This is a genomic window from Neorhizobium sp. NPDC001467 (genome assembly GCF_050275975.1).
Taxonomy (GTDB): Bacteria; Pseudomonadota; Alphaproteobacteria; order Rhizobiales; family Rhizobiaceae; genus Neorhizobium.
In genome coordinates, this window is the sequence record NZ_JBNNPS010000007.1 from 157,154 (window position 1) to 173,784 (window position 16,631).

12 protein-coding genes and 2 pseudogenes are annotated in these 16,631 nt (G+C 58.0%); 5 read left to right on the top strand and 9 right to left on the bottom strand.

Features of this window, described 5'->3' with window-relative positions; translation table 11 throughout:
• The first annotated feature begins 6 nt into the window (after nucleotides 1-6).
• From ugpE to ACQKKX_RS15485, 3 genes are all read left to right on the top strand, one after another.
• The gene (gene ugpE, locus ACQKKX_RS15475; RefSeq protein WP_427571813.1) at nucleotides 7-855 is read left to right on the top strand and encodes a sn-glycerol-3-phosphate ABC transporter permease UgpE; all 849 of its coding nucleotides are present in this window, start codon (nucleotides 7-9) and stop codon (nucleotides 853-855) included.
• Nucleotides 855-1,901, top strand: a complete 1,047-nt coding sequence (locus ACQKKX_RS15480; RefSeq protein ID WP_427571815.1) for a sn-glycerol-3-phosphate import ATP-binding protein UgpC — start codon at nucleotides 855-857, stop codon at nucleotides 1,899-1,901. The genes ugpE and ACQKKX_RS15480 overlap by 1 nt, the downstream gene beginning before the upstream one ends.
• A gap of 93 nt (nucleotides 1,902-1,994) precedes the next feature.
• Nucleotides 1,995-3,653, top strand: a complete 1,659-nt coding sequence (locus ACQKKX_RS15485; protein WP_427571816.1) for a Na/Pi cotransporter family protein — start codon at nucleotides 1,995-1,997, stop codon at nucleotides 3,651-3,653.
• A 255-nt stretch (nucleotides 3,654-3,908) separates the two neighbouring features.
• On the opposite strand, the pseudogene ACQKKX_RS15490 reads toward ACQKKX_RS15485, so the two are convergent.
• Nucleotides 3,909-4,031: pseudogene (locus tag ACQKKX_RS15490) on the bottom strand (inorganic phosphate transporter); the annotation flags it as partial.
• 71 nt (nucleotides 4,032-4,102) lie between these two features.
• On the opposite strand from ACQKKX_RS15490, the gene ACQKKX_RS15495 reads away from it, so the two are divergent.
• Nucleotides 4,103-4,639, top strand: coding sequence for an NUDIX hydrolase (locus tag ACQKKX_RS15495; RefSeq protein WP_427571852.1), 537 nt, complete (start codon nucleotides 4,103-4,105; stop codon nucleotides 4,637-4,639).
• A gap of 172 nt (nucleotides 4,640-4,811) precedes the next feature.
• Here the strand turns inward: ACQKKX_RS15495 and ACQKKX_RS15500 are convergent, their stop codons facing one another.
• From ACQKKX_RS15500 to ACQKKX_RS15530, 7 genes are all read right to left on the bottom strand, one after another.
• A complete protein-coding gene (locus ACQKKX_RS15500; protein WP_427571818.1) occupies nucleotides 4,812-5,876 on the bottom strand; it encodes an ABC transporter ATP-binding protein in 1,065 nt (354 codons plus the stop codon).
• A 16-nt stretch (nucleotides 5,877-5,892) separates the two neighbouring features.
• Nucleotides 5,893-6,735, bottom strand: coding sequence for a carbohydrate ABC transporter permease (locus tag ACQKKX_RS15505; protein ID WP_427571820.1), 843 nt, complete (start codon nucleotides 6,733-6,735; stop codon nucleotides 5,893-5,895).
• Complete coding sequence (locus ACQKKX_RS15510; RefSeq protein ID WP_427571821.1) at nucleotides 6,725-7,657, bottom strand: carbohydrate ABC transporter permease; 933 nt, start codon at nucleotides 7,655-7,657, stop codon at nucleotides 6,725-6,727. Before ACQKKX_RS15510 ends, ACQKKX_RS15505 begins: the two co-directional genes overlap by 11 nt.
• 10 nt (nucleotides 7,658-7,667) lie before the next feature.
• Nucleotides 7,668-8,939 carry an ABC transporter substrate-binding protein gene (locus ACQKKX_RS15515; RefSeq protein ID WP_427571822.1) on the bottom strand — a complete coding sequence of 424 codons (1,272 nt, stop codon included), beginning with the start codon at nucleotides 8,937-8,939 and terminating at the stop codon, nucleotides 7,668-7,670.
• Between the two features lie 36 nt (nucleotides 8,940-8,975).
• Nucleotides 8,976-10,577: an FAD-dependent oxidoreductase gene (locus tag ACQKKX_RS15520; RefSeq protein ID WP_427571854.1), complete on the bottom strand. Its 1,602-nt coding sequence runs from the start codon at nucleotides 10,575-10,577 to the stop codon at nucleotides 8,976-8,978.
• A gap of 26 nt (nucleotides 10,578-10,603) precedes the next feature.
• On the bottom strand, nucleotides 10,604-11,650 hold the full coding sequence (locus ACQKKX_RS15525) for a LacI family DNA-binding transcriptional regulator (protein ID WP_427571824.1): 1,047 nt from the start codon (nucleotides 11,648-11,650) through the stop codon (nucleotides 10,604-10,606).
• A gap of 280 nt (nucleotides 11,651-11,930) precedes the next feature.
• The gene (locus ACQKKX_RS15530; protein WP_427571826.1) at nucleotides 11,931-13,112 is read right to left on the bottom strand and encodes a Fic family protein; all 1,182 of its coding nucleotides are present in this window, start codon (nucleotides 13,110-13,112) and stop codon (nucleotides 11,931-11,933) included.
• 251 nt (nucleotides 13,113-13,363) lie between these two features.
• On the opposite strand from ACQKKX_RS15530, the gene ACQKKX_RS15535 reads away from it, so the two are divergent.
• Nucleotides 13,364-15,721: a hypothetical protein gene (locus ACQKKX_RS15535; protein WP_427571827.1), complete on the top strand. Its 2,358-nt coding sequence runs from the start codon at nucleotides 13,364-13,366 to the stop codon at nucleotides 15,719-15,721.
• 206 nt (nucleotides 15,722-15,927) lie between these two features.
• Here the strand turns inward: ACQKKX_RS15535 and ACQKKX_RS15540 are convergent.
• Nucleotides 15,928-16,535: pseudogene (locus ACQKKX_RS15540) on the bottom strand (exopolysaccharide biosynthesis protein).
• Nucleotides 16,536-16,631: the final 96 nt, after the last annotated feature.

The following is a 16,631-nucleotide window of genomic DNA, read 5'->3' on the forward strand; positions in this document are numbered from 1 at the left end:
TGAACCATGATCGAAAATCGCCCCGTTGCCAGCCTGATGGCGCATCTGATGCTGATCCTCGGCATCATTATCGTCGCCTTCCCGATCTATTACACCTTCATCGCATCGACGGCGCCTTCCGGCGCCATCATCCGCCCGCCGCTGTCGCTGCTGCCGGGCGGTCACATGATGGAGAACTATTCGGAATCCATTTCCGGCGGTGTCGAGCGCGTTGTCGGCGTCAGCCTCGAACGGCTGCTGTTCAACAGTTTTGTCGTCGCCGTCGCAATTGCCATCGGCAAGATCATCATCTCGTTCCTATCGGCCTTCGCGATCGTGTTCTTTCGCTTTCCGTTCCGCATGGGCTTCTTCTGGATGATCTTCATCACCCTCATGCTGCCGGTGGAAGTGCGCATCCTGCCGACCTACAAGGTGATCGTCGATCTCGGCCTCCTGAACACCTATGCCGGCCTGACCCTGCCGCTGATGGCATCGGCCACGGCCACCTTCCTGTTCCGGCAGTTTTTCCTCACCATTCCCGGCGAGATGCTGGAGGCGGCGCGCATCGACAATGCCGGTCCGTTCCGCTTCATGAAGGACATCCTCCTGCCGCTGTCGATGACCAATATCGCGGCGCTGTTCGTGATCCTCTTCATCTACGGCTGGACGCAATATCTCTGGCCGCTTCTTGTCACCGACAGGGCAGAGATGAACACGATCATCATCGGCCTGCGCCGCATGGTGGATTTCGCAGATGCCTCTACGCCGTGGAACTACGTGATGGTGACGGCGATCCTGGCAATCATTCCTCCCGTCATCGTCGTGGTGCTGATGCAGCGCTGGTTCGTCAAAGGTTTGGTGGAGACCGAAAAGTAATGGCTACGATTGAACTCAAAGACGTTCGCAAGACCTATGGCACCAGTATCGAGGCGATCAAGGGCGTATCGCTCGACATCCAGGATGGCGAGATGATCGTGCTGGTCGGCCCGTCCGGCTGCGGCAAATCCACGCTTCTGCGCATGGTGGCGGGGCTCGAAAGCATCACCGGCGGTGACGTGACGATTGCCGGCAGGCGGGTCAACAATCTGGAACCGTCTGAACGCGACATCGCCATGGTGTTCCAGAATTATGCGCTTTACCCGCATATGACAGTGCGCCAGAACCTCGCCTATGGCCTGAAAAACCGCAACACGCCAAAAGACGAGATCGACCGACGCATCACGGAAGCGGCGCGCGCGCTCGAAATCGAACCGTTTCTCGAACGCAAACCGCGACAGCTTTCCGGCGGCCAGCGCCAGCGTGTCGCCATGGGCCGCGCCATCGTGCGCAAACCGGCCGCCTTCCTGTTCGACGAACCGCTCTCCAATCTCGACGCCAAACTGCGCGTGCAGATGCGGGTGGAAATCCGACGACTGCAACGGTCGCTCGCCACCACATCCATCTATGTCACTCACGACCAGATGGAGGCAATGACGCTCGCCGACCGGCTTGTCGTGCTCAACGCCGGGCGCATCGAACAGGTCGGCACACCGATCGAGCTTTATGAAAAACCGGCCACCACATTCGTTGCCACCTTCATCGGTTCACCATCGATGAACCTTATACCGCTGGCCGGCAAACAGGCGACGGGCGTGACCTGGCCCGCCGACATCGCCACGATCGGCATCCGTCCGGAGGACCTTGTGATCGCTGATGCCGCTGCGGAGAACGGTTTTCGCGCGGAAGTGCAGGTCATGGCAGTCGAACTGGTCGGTGCCGAAAGTTATGTCCATGGCCTGACGAAGGATGGCAGCGCGATCGTGTTCCGCGTACCGGGCCGCTCAATCATCGCTATCGGCGAAACACTGTCGCTGACCGCCGCACCGGATCGATTTCACCTGTTCGATGCCGAAGGTCGGCGCGTGCAGCCGCAAAACCGGTGACTGCATCATTTCATGTCGGTGCTCGATTACCGCGCCGGCATGGATATCATTAGACGGCTAACAAAAATTCGATAGCATTCGACTGGAATATCCATGTCCGTCATCATAGCCCTGATCGCGCTGGCTGGTCATATCGCCCTCCTTCTTTGGGGGACGCGCATGGTGCAGACCGGCATCCAGCGCGCTTTCGGCCCGAGTTTGCGGTCCTTTCTCGGCCATGCGCTGAGCAACCGGTTCAAGGCTTTCGTCGCCGGCATGGGTGTGACGGCGGTTTTGCAAAGCAGCACGGCAACCGGCTTGATGGCGACGGGCTTCGCAGCCGGCGGACTTGTCGATCTCGTTCCGGCACTTGCCGTGATGCTGGGCGCCAATGTCGGCAGCACGCTGATCGTGCAGGTTCTGTCCTTCAATGTCGCAGCCGCATCGCCAGCACTGATCCTCATCGGCGTGCTGATGTTCAGGCGCGTGCAGAACCCGCAAGTTCACGATCTTGGCCGGGTGTTCATCGGCATCGGCTTCATGCTTCTGGCCCTGCACCAGTTGCTGGATGTGCTTGAGCAATATGCCGGCACAGCCGGTTTCGCCTATGTCCTCAACGCGATCTCCAAGGCGCCGGCACTCAGCCTGCTTTTGGCGGCAATCCTGACATGGGCAGCGCATTCAAGCGTTGCGGTCGTGTTGCTAATCATGTCGCTGGCCAGCCTGGGCCTTCTCGATCCCTATCAGGCCATTGCGCTGACGCTCGGCGCCAATCTCGGCACCGCCATTAATCCGGTGGTGGAAGGACACTCCGGCGCCAATCTTTCGGCACGCCGCGTGCCAATTGGCAATCTTCTCACCCGTGTCGTCGGCATAGTGCTCGCCTTGCTGTTTCTCGACCAGATCACCGCTGCGATGATGGCGCTCGATGACAACGGTGCACGCATTGTCGCCAATTTCCATACCGCCTTCAATCTCACCGTCGCTGTTCTGTTCATGCCAATGCTGACGCCGGTCGCCAATGCGCTGGTCAAATTCATGCCGCATCGCATCGACGAAAGTGATCCCGGCAATCCGCGCTATCTCGACCCATCCGCCAAGGAGACACCGATCGTCGCGCTGCAGGCGGCGGCGCGCGAGGTCCTGCGCCTCGTCGACATTCTGGAAGAAATGCTGGCCGGCACCAAGACGGCGCTGGCTAGTACCGATCGCAAGGCGCTGTCAGCCCTTCGCAAACAAGATACCGTCCTCGACCGACTGAACACCGCCGTCAAATATTACCTGACCTCGATCGATCCTGAAGAACTCAGCGATGCCGATAAGCAGCGGTTGGAGGAAATCCTGATCTTTTCCACCGGGCTTGAACATGCCGGTGACGTGCTGGATCAAAATGTGTTGCCACATCTGGCAAAACGCCTGCGGCGCGGCATAAAGTTCTCAAAACCGGCAAAGCGTGAACTTGACGACCTGTTCGATCGGTTGGCAACGAACCTGCGCACAGCGGCCGCCTTGTTCATGTCGCAGGATGATCGGATGGCCCGCATGCTGGCGGAAGAAAAAGTGATCTTTCGCAAATCAGAGCGGGACGGAACGAGAGCGCATTTCGAGCGCCTGCGGAAAGGGGATTTGGCTTCTGCTGAAAGCAGCTCACTGCATCTCGATCTGCTGCGCGATCTCAAGCAGATAAATTCCCATCTCGTCGCCGCAACGGCCTATCCGGTACTGGAGCAGCAAGGCGAACTACTGCAAAGCAGGATCAGCGCACGCAGTTGATATTTTGATAGTCGTGACCGCTTCGTGAAAGTGCACTAGCAATTTGGTCTTGAGCCGCTTGAACCGCCGACCATGTTACCTCGGCGATCTTTGTTTACGACGGCCCCACCGCCAACATCAACACTTCGCGCGCCGCCCGGCTGCGCACTACCTCGGCGAACCCGTCGTGAGTCGTTCCAATCTACAATGATTCGTGGACCCAGGATTGCACGGATTTGCGAGCTACGCATGGACCGTTGCTACCACTGGAGCGGGTCAGGAAAAGATGGCAACAACTCTGCACGTCAGGTAGGAGATCAGTGCCGCTGCCGGCATCGTGACGATCCAGGCGATGACGATGTTGCCGGCGAGCCCCCAGCGCACCGCCGATATCCGCCTGATTGTCATAAACTGTCATAAAACGCAGCTTAGCCATTGAAGCAACGATGAAAATCAGTAATCCCTCTCGGATGAAAGCTGAGAAAAAGCAGCGGAAGCAGCCAGCGACTAAAAGATCTTCACTGCTACAAGAACTGGCAGCGTTGCCCGATAAGCTGTTCAACGGTGCGTTTCGAACCCAATACGGCGCGCTGTGCTATCGGATGGGGGCGGAGGACGGCAAGTTAGAGGTATTACTCATAACCTCCAGAGGCACCGGCCGTTGGATCATCCCGAAGGGATGGCCCATGAAAAAGAAGAAGCCTCATGAAGCGGCTAAGATCGAGGCTTGGGAAGAAGCTGGTGTGCGCGGGCGCGTAAAAAAGGCACCGATCGGCCGATACACATACCTTAAATGGCTCGAGAACGGTGACGTCTCGCCCTGCGTCGTTGATGTGTTTCAGGTTCAGGTAGAGAGTGTGGCGGCGGACTATAAGGAGCGTGGTCAGCGTCACCTGGCCTGGGTTACTCCCGACGAGGCCGCAAGGCGCGTGCGAGAAGTCGAACTCAAGTCGCTGCTTGTTGACTTTGATCCCAAACGCAAATCTGGAAAACCTTCATCTCGCTGACCGACGCCGCCCCAATAGGTCGAGTTTGGCTCTTGAACGGATTCGAACCTTCCACCTGTGCCTCTAATAGCTAAGAATTGGGGATTGGGTCATCTGGCAAGGGTCCGACTGTTCCCACGCGAGCCGCAAGTGGGCTTTGGTCACAAGACCGATCACTCGATGACACACGTCATCAGTTGAGGCGAATGGCGCCGTCTTCTGTAAAAAGATGAATGGCACCGACCTCCGGCGAGACGTGCATCACGTCGCCAGGCATTCCGTTGATCCGCTCACGGAAGACGCCAGTTACCTGCGTATCTCCCAACCTCATTGTCACCTGGGTCTCCGACCCCATAGGCTCGATGAGCACGATTTTGGCAGGGACGCTCCCGCCACCAGAACGGTCAACCAGTCGAAAGTGTTCAGGACGAACTCCGTAAATAGCAGCCTGCCCCACAGCGGTTTCTATCGCCTTAGGCAGGGGCAAAACCACGCCCGATGTTTGGAAGCCCTGCTCGATTATCGTGCCCTTTAGAAAATTCATTGAAGGCGACCCGATGAAACCTGCGACGAACTGGTTCGCCGGGCGGTCGTAGAGATCAAGCGGCGCACCGACCTGCTCTACCCTGCCGCCATTCAGCACGACGATCCTGTCGGCCATGGTCATTGCCTCCACCTGATCGTGGGTAACATAGATAGTGGTGGTTTTCAGCTTCTGGTGTAGCGCCTTGATCTCGCCGCGCATCACAACACGCAGCTTCGCGTCGAGGTTCGACAGCGGCTCGTCAAACAGGAAAACCTGCGGATTACGCACGATGGCGCGGCCCATGGCGACGCGCTGTCGCTGGCCGCCGGAGAGCTGGCGCGGATAACGATCAAGAAGATTGGCAAGGCCCAATATGCCGGCCGCCCAATTCACCCGCTCGGCGATTTCTGCTTGGCTGCCACCGCGATGCTCTAGTGAAAAGCCCATATTGGTCGCTACCGTCATATGCGGATAAAGAGCATAGGACTGGAAGACCATGGCGATATCGCGGTCCTTGGGATCGAGGTCGTTCACCACCCGGTCCCCGATCTTCAGCGTACCGTCGCTGATGGTCTCAAGACCCGCGATCATTCTGAGAAGGGTGGACTTGCCGCAGCCGGATGGCCCGACGAGAACGACGAACTCGCCGTCGCGTATGTCGAGGTCGACACCATGAATGGTCTTTACCGCGCCGTAGCTCTTGCGGATGTCGGAAAGGGTGACGTCTGCCATGATTTGATCCGGTTGCTCAGCCTTTAAGGCCGGTATGGGCGAGGCCTTCGACGAATTGCTTCTGGGCAATGATGAAGACGATGAGGACGGGCAGCGCCGTCAGGGTGGCGGCTGCGAGCTGGATGTTCCACATTGGCCCGCCATAGGCGTCGGTATATTGGGTAAGCGCCTGCGGCAGCGTGAACATCTCGGCGCTGGAAAGAAATACGATAGGCTCGAGGAACAGATTCCAGGAATGCAGGAAGGTGAAAATGGCCACCGATGCCAGTGCAGGTTTTGCCAACGGCAGGGCGATCCTGGTAAAGATCTTGAACCGTCCGAGACCATCGACGCGAGCCGCCTCTTCCAGTTCGGCCGGAAGCGTCACGAAGAACTGTCGCATGACGAAGGTGGCGAATACGCTGGGCGCGCCGAAGATCGGCACCAGGATCAGCGGCCAGTGAGTGTTGACCATGCCGGCCTTCAGAAAGATCTGGAATAGCGGCACGATCGTCACTTCGGCCGGGATCAGCAGGCCGAGCAGCACGATCATGAAGATCGTGTTGGCATAAGGAAACCTGATCCTGGCAAAGGCATAGCCTGCCATGGACGAGACGATCATCGTGCCCACCGTCACGAGAGCCGCGATATAGGCGGAATTCCAGTACTGCCGGACAAACGGCTGCAATTCGAAGACCTTCGAATATGTCGTCCAGTCGTAGCTTTGCGGCACGAGTTGCGGCGGGAAGGCGAAGATTTCGCTGATCGGCTTGATCGACGATGTCACCATCCACCATGTCGGGAAGACGAAGGGGATGAGCAATACGCACATCACTCCGTAGAGCGCCACTTTCGCGCGCGGGGAAATATCAGCTCTCATAAAAGACGATCCTCTTGCGCATCTGCCACTGGGCGAATGTCAGGATGGCGACGATGGCAAACAGCAGGATGGACAGCGTCGAGCCGTAACCGAAGAAGTGAAACTGGAATGCCTGCTGATAGAGATAGTAGACGAGCACGGTGGTAGAAAGACCCGGCCCGCCCTGCGTCAGCACCGCGATCTGGGCGAAGACCTGCAGCGAGCCGACGATGGTGATGATCGAAGTCAGCAGGATCGTCGGGCTGATCAGCGGCAGGGTGATGCGGCGGAACTGCTTGAAGGCGGGAGCGCCATCGATACGGGCAGCTTCATAGAGCTCCTTCGGCACGCCCTGCAAGGCGGCAAGGAACAGGATCATGTTGAGCCCGACATTCTTGAACACCTGCACGACGATCACCGAGATCATCGCGGTGGTCTCTTCGCGCAGCCAGTTCGGTCCTTCGATGCCGACCATCAACAGCATGCCGTTGATGCCGCCGTTCTTCTGTAGGAGAAAACCCCAGACGATGGTCCATGCGACCAGCGACACGACGACCGGCGAGAAGAACAGCGTGCGGAAGATCGCGATGCCGGCGAGCTTCTGGTTCAACAAGACAGCCAGCAGCAAGGCGAGCGACAGGTTGAGCACCACCAGACCTGCCGAGAAGATGGCCGTCGCGCCGAGCACTCCGGTGAGGCTGTCGTCCTCGATCAGCATCCGGTAGTTCTTCACGCCGGTATAGGTGAAGGTGTTGGCCAGCACGTTCCACTCGTGCAGCGAATACCAGAAGACCAGCCCGAGCGGAATCAGCACGAAGGCGATGATGCCAATCAGTTGCGGCGCGATGAAGAGGAAGCCGGCGAGGCTGTCGCGCCGCGCGATGGTCCAGAACGGCGATAAGGAGCGGCCTTCCGGACGAGCGTTTACCTGCACGACAGCCATGGCACCCTCCTCAGCGCTTCAGAAGCGGCCCGATCTGGCCGCAGATTTTCTGGAGCGTGCCCGGTACATCCGCTTCCGGCCGCCAGATGGCATCTAGGTTCGAGCGCACCATCTGCTGGATCTGCGCAAAGCCAGTATGGCCGGGCATGACCTTGCCGGTGGCGATGCCGGAGATGACGACCTTGTCGATCTGCTCTTCGGAAAGCAGCGGATTGGTCTTCTTCAGCACTTCGGCATTGAGCAGGGACTTTCGCGCCGAGGGGAAGAACTGGCTGAGCTTTGCCGAGTTTTCCGGATTGGTCATGTAGGCGACGAACTCGGCTGCCGTTTCGGCATTCCTGCCCGATTGCATGACGCCGACACCGGCCTGGCCGATCAGCGCGTATTCCCCCGCCGGCCCCTTGGGCAACGGCACCAGATCCCAGCCGAAGGGCTTGTCTTTCGGCAGGAGCGAGGCGCGGCTGATCTGGGTGATCGTCATCGCCGCGTTACCGGCGAAGAAATCGACAGTCTCGCCAGGTCCGGGCATCGCCTTTTTCTTAAAGACCGCATCGTGGATGAAGGCGAGCGCATCCGCCATCGGCTGTTCGGCCATGGTGCAGGTCTTGCCATCTTCGCTCCAGGGCGATGCGCCCCATCCGTTCCACACAGAGGTAAGGTATTGCCATGCCTGATAGTTGAAGTCGCGTACGACCAGACCACCCTTGCCGGATTTGGCGACGGCGGCGGCCGTTCCGATCGCGTTGTCCCAGGTCCATTCGCCTGCAGCGATCATCTCGGCCGGTGTTTTGGCGCCCGCAGCCTTGATCAGGTCGTTGTTGACGAAAACGGCGAACGGCGAAGTCGAAAACGGATAGGCGTAGAGCTTGCCGTCTGCAGTCCAGCGTTCGGTGGCCCCGGTGCCGACTTCTTCGAGATTATAGCCTTCTGCCGCCTTTAAAGTATCGGTCAGCGGGTATAGTGCACCCGACTTGACGAAGTCATAGGCCGAAGTCTCGAAGATCCATGCCATGTCGGGGGCGTTGCCACCGGCGATCTGGGTCGTCAGTGCCGTCGTGTAAGTCTCAAACGGCAGCGACTCGTAAGTGACGCTGACATTCGGATGATCCTTCTTGAAGCCCGCGGCGATCTCGTTGAACAGCTTCAGATGTGCTTCATTGGCGCTCCAGATTGTCATCCGAAGATTGACCGCATCCTGCGCCTCGGCAGTTCCTCCTAGCGCAAGCGATCCGAAGATCGCCAGCGCGCAGGCGGTTGTTTTCAAAGTCCTTTGATAAAGCATTCCCAGTCCTCCTCCAAAGATGGGTTGGATCAAAAATCAGTAGGCGGCGATCTCCGGCCAGCGGAACTCGATGCCTTCACGGGTCAGTGCCGCCTGGAATTCCGCCAGATGACTGTCGGCTTCCTGCACCTGATGCGGCGTCAGTCCCTTTTCCAGGCACCAGGCCGCCAGCAAGCCGGCCACCTCGCCGACATTCCATTCGACCGGGTGCAGGCGGTAGCAACCGTTGGTGATATGCGTCGTGCCTATATTCTTGCCGGCGGGAATAAGGTTCTTCATCCGTTGCGGAAGCAACGCACCAAGCGGGATCTCGAACGGGCAGGATGGCACGTCGACATAGTTGTCGCCGCCTGTCGAGGGATGCAGGTCGATGCGGTACATGCCGATGCCGATGCTGTCGCGATACCGCATCGCGCCTTTTTCCCCACGCACTGTAAAGGAAAGGTCCTGTTCGACGATCCGAGTTACCGGCTTGATGCGCCGGCCTTCGCGGATGTAGGGCGCCATGGCAAGGCCATGTTCGGTTCCGGTGATATCACCACGCAGACGCAAGCCGCGGTAACCATGCCCCCCGTCAAGACGCGGTGCTTCCGTCTGCAGCCAGTAGAAGACGGAATATGAAAGGTCGGCCGCCGATTTGAGATGCCGCGCCTTTTCTTCGTCCGGGACGTCGATGATGGTGCCGTCCATGTAGTCGATCATCGGCCAGTTCACGAGGCAGATGTCGGACTGATAGAAACCCGGCGCAAAGTTCCGGCGTGCGGCGATGCGGCGGAAGATCCAGAGGTTTTCGTCGCCGCCGCCCTTGCGCTGGTCGGCATCGACGAGAAGCGGATCGTCGTCCGGGTTCGGCGTGAACGACCGCGTCGTGTGTTCCAGCGTGCGCGGATGCGGCGCCGTCAAGCCGAGCAGCGGACCGCCCCAGAAATGCGGCTGGTAATTGCGCCAATAGTCGTAGTTTTCCGGCTTGTCTATCGTCTGGTCGCCATCGACATGATCAATCGCAAAGCAGATCGAGACCGCCTGAACATTGTCTGGCTGGGCTTCTGCCGGCGCACTCGGTTCGCCTGTGTCGGACTGCGCCTCGAAGCCTTTCGCGTATTCCGTACCCGTCATCGGCAGAAGATCGCCGAGTTCGGTCGCGTCGAGAACGTAGTCGGCGAAAATGACGATCTCGGCATCCGTATCGCGCTGGCGAACCGTAATCGCGCGAACCGTATCGCCCTCGACATCCGCGGCAACCGGCCGATAGGGTTTCAGCACCGTTAGCCGGCCGGCACCGATATAAGGCATCAGCATGCTTTCCATCACCGCCAGGCTGACGCGTGGTTCGGCGCAGATGCGGCTCACCCAGCCGCCACCGGGATTGAGATCACCCCAAGCGCGGGCGCCTTCGGTCAGCGGATAGTGGTCGCGATAATATTGCCGGACACCACTGCGCAGTTTGCGATAGGACCGTGTGATGCCAAACTGCTCGACCCAGGTGTGTTCGTCGGACGGCACCGCCTGACTGGTCAACTGCCCGCCGATCCAGTCGAATTCCTCCGTCATGATGACGCGCTTGCCTGCGCGTGCCGCGCCAAGTGCTGCCGCGACGCCACCAAGTCCGCCGCCGACGACAAGAATATCTGCTCGCATCTCTTTCACGTCATTACATCCGTTTTCTATTGGCGTTTCTTCGCTGGACCCGAAGGACAGGGTCCCAGTGTTTCGCCCTCGACGGGCCCACAAGTCAGGAGGATCTGGCTGCCGGCGCTGCCGGTCTCGATACGGTTGACCAGCATGGCCGTCGCCTGCCGTCCCATTTCCTCACGCGGGATTTCGTAGGAGGTGAAACGCACCGGGCTGCGGCCGGCGCGGATATGGCTTCCAAGCACGACCATCGAGAAATCCTGCGGCACGGCAAGCCCGCGCTCGCGCGCGGCCGCCTCGACGCGTACCGCATCCGCCAGCTCGATGAAGAAGGCAGCCGTCGCACCGCTCGAAATGATCCCGTCGAGGATCTCGCCGGCCGGTCGGTTCACGGCATCGACATGCAACGCAAGCTCGGCCCCCTCGCCCAAAGTCGACGCGAAACCTCCCCAGCGATCTGCGATGGATTCTGCCGTACCTTCTGGGCCGAAATAGGCGAGTTTCGAATGCCCGAGCGAAACAGCCTTTTCGACGAGTTGCCTGGTGCCGGCCGCATAATCACCGCCGACATAGGGAACAGGCCCGCCAGCGTCGTTACGGCGGCCGATCGCCACAAATGGGTAATCCTCCGCCACCAGTCGCGCGAGTTCCTTGCGGTCGAACTCCCGGCCGAGCACGAGGCAGCCGTCGGCGATCCTGAGTCGGTTGTTCTCAGAAAATATCTTGCGATTGTTGCCGACGCCGGCGCTTGTCAACAGCAGGAGATCATAATTTTGCTGCTGCGCCTCCTCCTCGATCCCAAGCAGGAAGGGCGTGAAAAAGTCGGCCTGCGCACTCGGAAAGGCCGGCTCGTAGGTGAAGACACCGAGGATACGGTTGAGCCCCTTGGCCATGCGCCTTGCGATCGGGTCGGCGACATAACCGGTCGTGCGGATGACGGCCTGAACGCGTTCGCGAGTTTCGGCAGGTATCCGTGCCAGCGCTGTCGGCGCGCCATTCAGAACGAGCGAAACAGTCGCCTGGCTGACGCCGGCAAGCTTCGCGATATCGTTCTGGGTCAGTCGCTTGTGGCCGGTCACGCAACGCCCTCCCAAGCATCCGGAACTCTGCTAATGCGTATTAGCTGTTAATGCGTATTAGCATGACGTCTTGGTGCGCTGTCAAGAGGCGATAGCCGTAAAGTTAAATTCCGCGCCTGCATTGAAGACATCGTGGCGGAAGCAAACAAGACCTCTATTCGCTAGCAGGTTTTCTGGTCGTTAGTTTTGCTGGCGGCATGCTATGCGCCGGCGCGGTTCTGCGAATATCCGCCGGCACTTACGGTCTTGATGAAGATCGAACCTTTGGCTCACTTATTCGTCATGAGCTGAGAGGCAGAGGATCAGTGCCTTCGCTTAGGATTGCAAGGTATCGTCGATAACTGAACACACGGCCACGCCTGCGGCCGGTTACCTCATCAACGATGCCCAATCGCTCCAGATCTGCGAGTGCAGCGTTGACTGTTGGTGCGGACAGACCTGTGATCTGAACGATCTGGTTCGCCGTGTGAAAAGGATTCTGTTGGAAAAGCTCGTGAATGCGAAGGGCAGACCCTGCTCTATCACTCTCCATCGTAATCCGCTCCCGATCTTCCTTGAAAAGATCGACGATCTGAGTGGCAGCCTCAAATGCCTGATCGGCAGTATCGGCGACGCCGGCGAGGAAAAAGTCCAACCAGCCTTCCCAGTTTCCGTTTTCGCGAACCTCCTGCAGCAACCGATAATATTCTCTCCGATGGGACTTCAGATAAAGGCTGAGGTAGAGCAGCGGCTTTCGCAAAACGCCGTTCATGCACAGATACAGGGTTACAAGCAGGCGACCGATACGGCCATTGCCATCAAGAAACGGATGGATCGTTTCGAACTGCACATGCAGCAGGCCAGCTTTGATCAGTGCCGGCAGCCGGGATTGCTCATCATGCATGAAGCGTTCGAATGCATCGAGGCAATCGGCCATTTCCGTGACGGGTGGCGGCACGAAGAGTGCGTTGCCGGGCCGCGTGCCACCAATCCAGTTTTGCGAGCGGCGGAACTCTCCTGGATCCTTGGTACCTCCTCGCCCACTGTGCAGGAGCCTGGCGTGCATCTCTCGGATCAGACGCAACGACATGGGCAACGTTTCCAAGCGTTCCAAACCATACATCATGGCGTCAACATAGTTGGAGACTTCACGAATATCGTCAACCAGCTGTCCAGCCTGAGCTTCGGTCTCGAACCGCAAGAGATCGGAAAGTGTCGACTGCGTGCCTTCAATCTGCGAAGAAAGAACAGCCTCCTTTCTCACATACATGTAGAGAAACAGCTCATGTCGGGGCAGCAGGGTTGTGATACCATCCAAGCGTCCCAGCGCGCGCTCTGCCAGGCTGAGACGCTTCAGCAATGAAAGCACATCAATCGCGGGCTCGGGTGGCAATGGCGGAGGCACGAACGCCCGTACTGTTTCACTGGCAGCGATCGTCTCGACGAAACGACCTAGGCGATGTTTGGATTGGGAATCAGACATGTCTCAGTATCAACCGCGCACCTTATTTAAACAAGACGCACTTCATTTAATTAAGCGGCGGACTTAGATAAGCGCGCTTAATTAACGTTCGGGCATCGAGCTCCCGAACCCTGCTCCAGAGTAATTGGCATGGGAGTAAAATGCGATGACTAAGCTGAGTGCATGGTACCGCGTCCGGTACATCTTTTCTTAAAGCTCCCCTCCTACTTCCGCTCGCCCTCGGCATTGGTGCCGAGAGTAACGGAAAAAGCATGACCAAAAAAGACCTTTCATCACGGCATTTTCAGCGAAAGATATCCGAATTCTGCGAGCTGCGTATCGCGCCGTTCACATCCAAACGAGTGCTGGAGAACGTCCGCCCTTATCTCCTAAGCTTGATCATCTACCGAAAATCGCCGCCGTTCCTGAATGGCCATATCGATTGGGCGACAATCGGTCAGTCCTGTGGGATAGAAGTCGAATTGACGGCGGAACTGAAAAGGCAACTCCGGCCAGGCTTGGATGCAATCATCCGATGGCTCGGGGCACCACCGGCAGCCGAAGAGCGACGGTCCCCAAAGCCAAAGACCCGCCCGAACAAAATAGTGTCTGCAAAGAAGGTAGCTTCCATATCCTCGACCAGAAAGCCTCAACGCGCAACAACCGACGGTACATTTGCGCGGTCTGGGTCCACACCACGAGGTCCTGCACCGAAGCCGATCAGTCCTTTCCCGGAACCGCTATTCGAAGCGACAGAGGATCCGGCAAGCTTTCAGGATGCGTTGGTCTATCATATGCGCCGGTTCGGCGACACCTATTGGCAGCTCTACCGAGCCGTTGTTCATCTCAATGAGACCTTCGACAACAAGACGCTTCTATCCTGGATCCAGGGCGAGCGCGTACCCCGATCTGTTGCGAGTTTCGATATCCTCCGCCGCATTGAGCGACGCTACCGACTTCCAGAGGGATATTTCAAAGAGAAGCTGCCGCATCAGGCACGTTCGCTTCATGGTCACGAACTCGGTGATATTAACCCGGCCGAGCGGCGCAGGATCTCGCTGCATCTTCCAGATGACTTCAGCAGCCTGCCCTTCACCAAGCGCGAAGAAATCCTTGATTGGGTGCGCCGTGTGATCATTTCCGGATCGACAGAGTATCGTCGATACCAGGCCGCGGCCAGCAAGCAACGTTATGCCATCCGCTTTCCCGGTATCACTTATGGCGGGAGCGCACTATCGGCCAGATCCTTGGCATCCGCAGTTGGAGCAAATCAGAATATTGAGGCCGAGTTCGATGATCCTGATCTGCTTTCAGGCGTCGTCGATGCGCCGCCGCAGCTTGCCATGGAAATGGCCGATCTCATTCGTTTCAAAACTTCGACACTGACAGCGATTGGATTTCAGCGGAATGGTGTTTGGGGAGAAGAAACGGCTTCTCAGAAAATTGAGCACCTTGGTCTGATGTTCGGCGCATTGGCCGCGTCACCGAATAGCGCCGTGAAGGGCTACGGCGTACCACTCAGCCGCTTGAGCTTTGGTCTTCTCATCTTTCCTGGTGTTTGGGACTGGTATCTGCAGTGGCGGGAACAACGCCGTGGCTTCTATACAAAATGGGAAGAAGACATGCTGATGGTTGCCCAGGCCCTCTCCCGCGCCGACGTTGGCTGGATCCGACAGCACCCGGAGTTGCTCCATAACGTCAGGCCTATTGCGGGTTTGATTGAGAAGGAAGAAATCGACTTCGCAGCTCGCGACTGGCATGGCGCCTGTGACGCATTTCATCGGCACGCAGCCAACCGATCGAAGGAAATCCAACGTGTCATGCGCGTCCATCGTGACCCGTTCGAGCCGATCATGTGCGTCCTGGAAGCCGAAAGCCCATTGGCGGAATATCGTAAGATCACGGACGAGATTCTTGACCGCATGCCGGATGAGCACAGATATCCGCGGCCGGCGGCAGAGGCCGTCAGGTCGTTCCTGTTACTCCGAATTGGCCTGCACCTCGGGCTACGACAAAAGAATCTTCGCCAATTGCGCGTCTGCCCGCGCGGACATTATCCGACATCGGAACGCCGGCTCGAAGACATGAAATGCGGGGAGTTGCGCTGGAGCGACCGCGATCATGGATGGGAGGTCCTCATCCCATCGGTCGCATTCAAAAACTCTGAATCATCCTTTTTCGGCCAAAAGCCGTTTCGACTGATCCTGCCGGACTTGCTTGATCTCTACAAATATCTGGATGCATATATCGATCGACACCGCGGTATTCTACTTGGCGGTGCCTCAGATCCCGGAACCTTATTCGTTAAGACGGTGAAGACAACCAGCATCAATGCGGCTTACAATTCGACTACGTTCTACGAGGCGTGGCGGACCGTCATTCAGCGCTATGGGATCTACAACCCCTATACCAAACGCGGTGCGATCAAGGGCTTGCTGCCGCACGGACCGCATAACTTGCGGGACATTCTTGCGACACATATCCTGAAGCAGACTGGATCCTATGAGCAGGCAAGCTACGCCATTCAGGATACGCCCGATGTCGTCCAGCAGCACTATGGTCGCTTCCTACCGCAAGACAAAGCAGCTCTTGCTGCCAAAATCCTGAATCAGGTCTGGGAGGCTGCGTAAGCTCGACTGATATGTTCGGCTTGGGTGTTGGCTCAGCCTCCATCCGAGCCGATCTCGTCGTTTCGCTCTTGACGAGATTTGAACCTCCGGCTCGCAAACCGAAAATGTATAGGTCATTGTTTTTATGGATATTCCGACACGACGCATCTGCATAAGGCTAATGGAATTGGTACCATTTGTCCCAAGCCAATGCCCGGTGTTGACAGCTAGGCAGCGAGTGCAGAATAGACGAGGTATCCGCTGCCGGCAGCCATCACCGCTGCTATGACAGCAGCAAGTCCGTCACGCATGAGCAAAGCCACTCCCATCATTATGACTGCGAGCATCGGTACGGTACTCGCGAACGGAATGAGCTCCAAGGGCGGAACGGAAACACAAAGCAACATCACCACAACAGCCAGACGCTGCAGGTAGGGTGGCGCTGTGAGCCGCTTCATACGCGGTCGGAAAATTATTACGCAATAGCATGAGATGGACGACAGCTTCCCCAACCCTATCTTCAGCTTCTGTCCGTCCAGGGTTTGCCGCTCCAAGATCTGGGGTAGCCATAGATGCTTACGCCCGAACAATATCTGCACGGCGAAAGGCTGATAATGATTGCAATGGCCGTGGGCACACCGGGAGTACTGCCGAGAGGACTTATTTCGATGACCGCAGGGATGATCAAGAAAGGCCCGAAACTCCGCTCTCCTATCTCCTCCCGGATTTCGTGAACACTGATCCTGTCGGAAGAGCCCGCTAACGCGGTCAGTCGCGCGATGAGCTCCGAGAGACCTTTTCCCGCGCGCTTTTCTGCCAGTTTCTTCTCACCCATGCCTGTCCTTCAGACGATCTGCTCCAGGTGTGACTAACGGCGACAACCTCACTCGGGTCCGACGCCGAGCTGCTTCTTCCCGGACATGGCTCCAAT

Bases quoted from the DNA above. Each gene is read 5' to 3' on its own strand.
- ugpE (WP_427571813.1), top strand. From the start codon at position 7: ATGATCGAAAATCGCCCCGTTGCCAGCCTGATGGCGCATCTGATGCTG.
- ACQKKX_RS15480 (WP_427571815.1), top strand. From the start codon at position 855: ATGGCTACGATTGAACTCAAAGACGTTCGCAAGACCTATGGCACCAGT.
- ACQKKX_RS15485 (WP_427571816.1), top strand. From the start codon at position 1,995: ATGTCCGTCATCATAGCCCTGATCGCGCTGGCTGGTCATATCGCCCTC.
- ACQKKX_RS15495 (WP_427571852.1), top strand. From the start codon at position 4,103: ATGAAAGCTGAGAAAAAGCAGCGGAAGCAGCCAGCGACTAAAAGATCT.
- ACQKKX_RS15500 (WP_427571818.1), bottom strand. From the start codon at position 5,876: ATGGCAGACGTCACCCTTTCCGACATCCGCAAGAGCTACGGCGCGGTA.
- ACQKKX_RS15505 (WP_427571820.1), bottom strand. From the start codon at position 6,735: ATGAGAGCTGATATTTCCCCGCGCGCGAAAGTGGCGCTCTACGGAGTG.
- ACQKKX_RS15510 (WP_427571821.1), bottom strand. From the start codon at position 7,657: ATGGCTGTCGTGCAGGTAAACGCTCGTCCGGAAGGCCGCTCCTTATCG.
- ACQKKX_RS15515 (WP_427571822.1), bottom strand. From the start codon at position 8,939: ATGCTTTATCAAAGGACTTTGAAAACAACCGCCTGCGCGCTGGCGATC.
- ACQKKX_RS15520 (WP_427571854.1), bottom strand. From the start codon at position 10,577: ATGCGAGCAGATATTCTTGTCGTCGGCGGCGGACTTGGTGGCGTCGCG.
- ACQKKX_RS15530 (WP_427571826.1), bottom strand. From the start codon at position 13,112: ATGTCTGATTCCCAATCCAAACATCGCCTAGGTCGTTTCGTCGAGACG.
- ACQKKX_RS15535 (WP_427571827.1), top strand. From the start codon at position 13,364: ATGACCAAAAAAGACCTTTCATCACGGCATTTTCAGCGAAAGATATCC.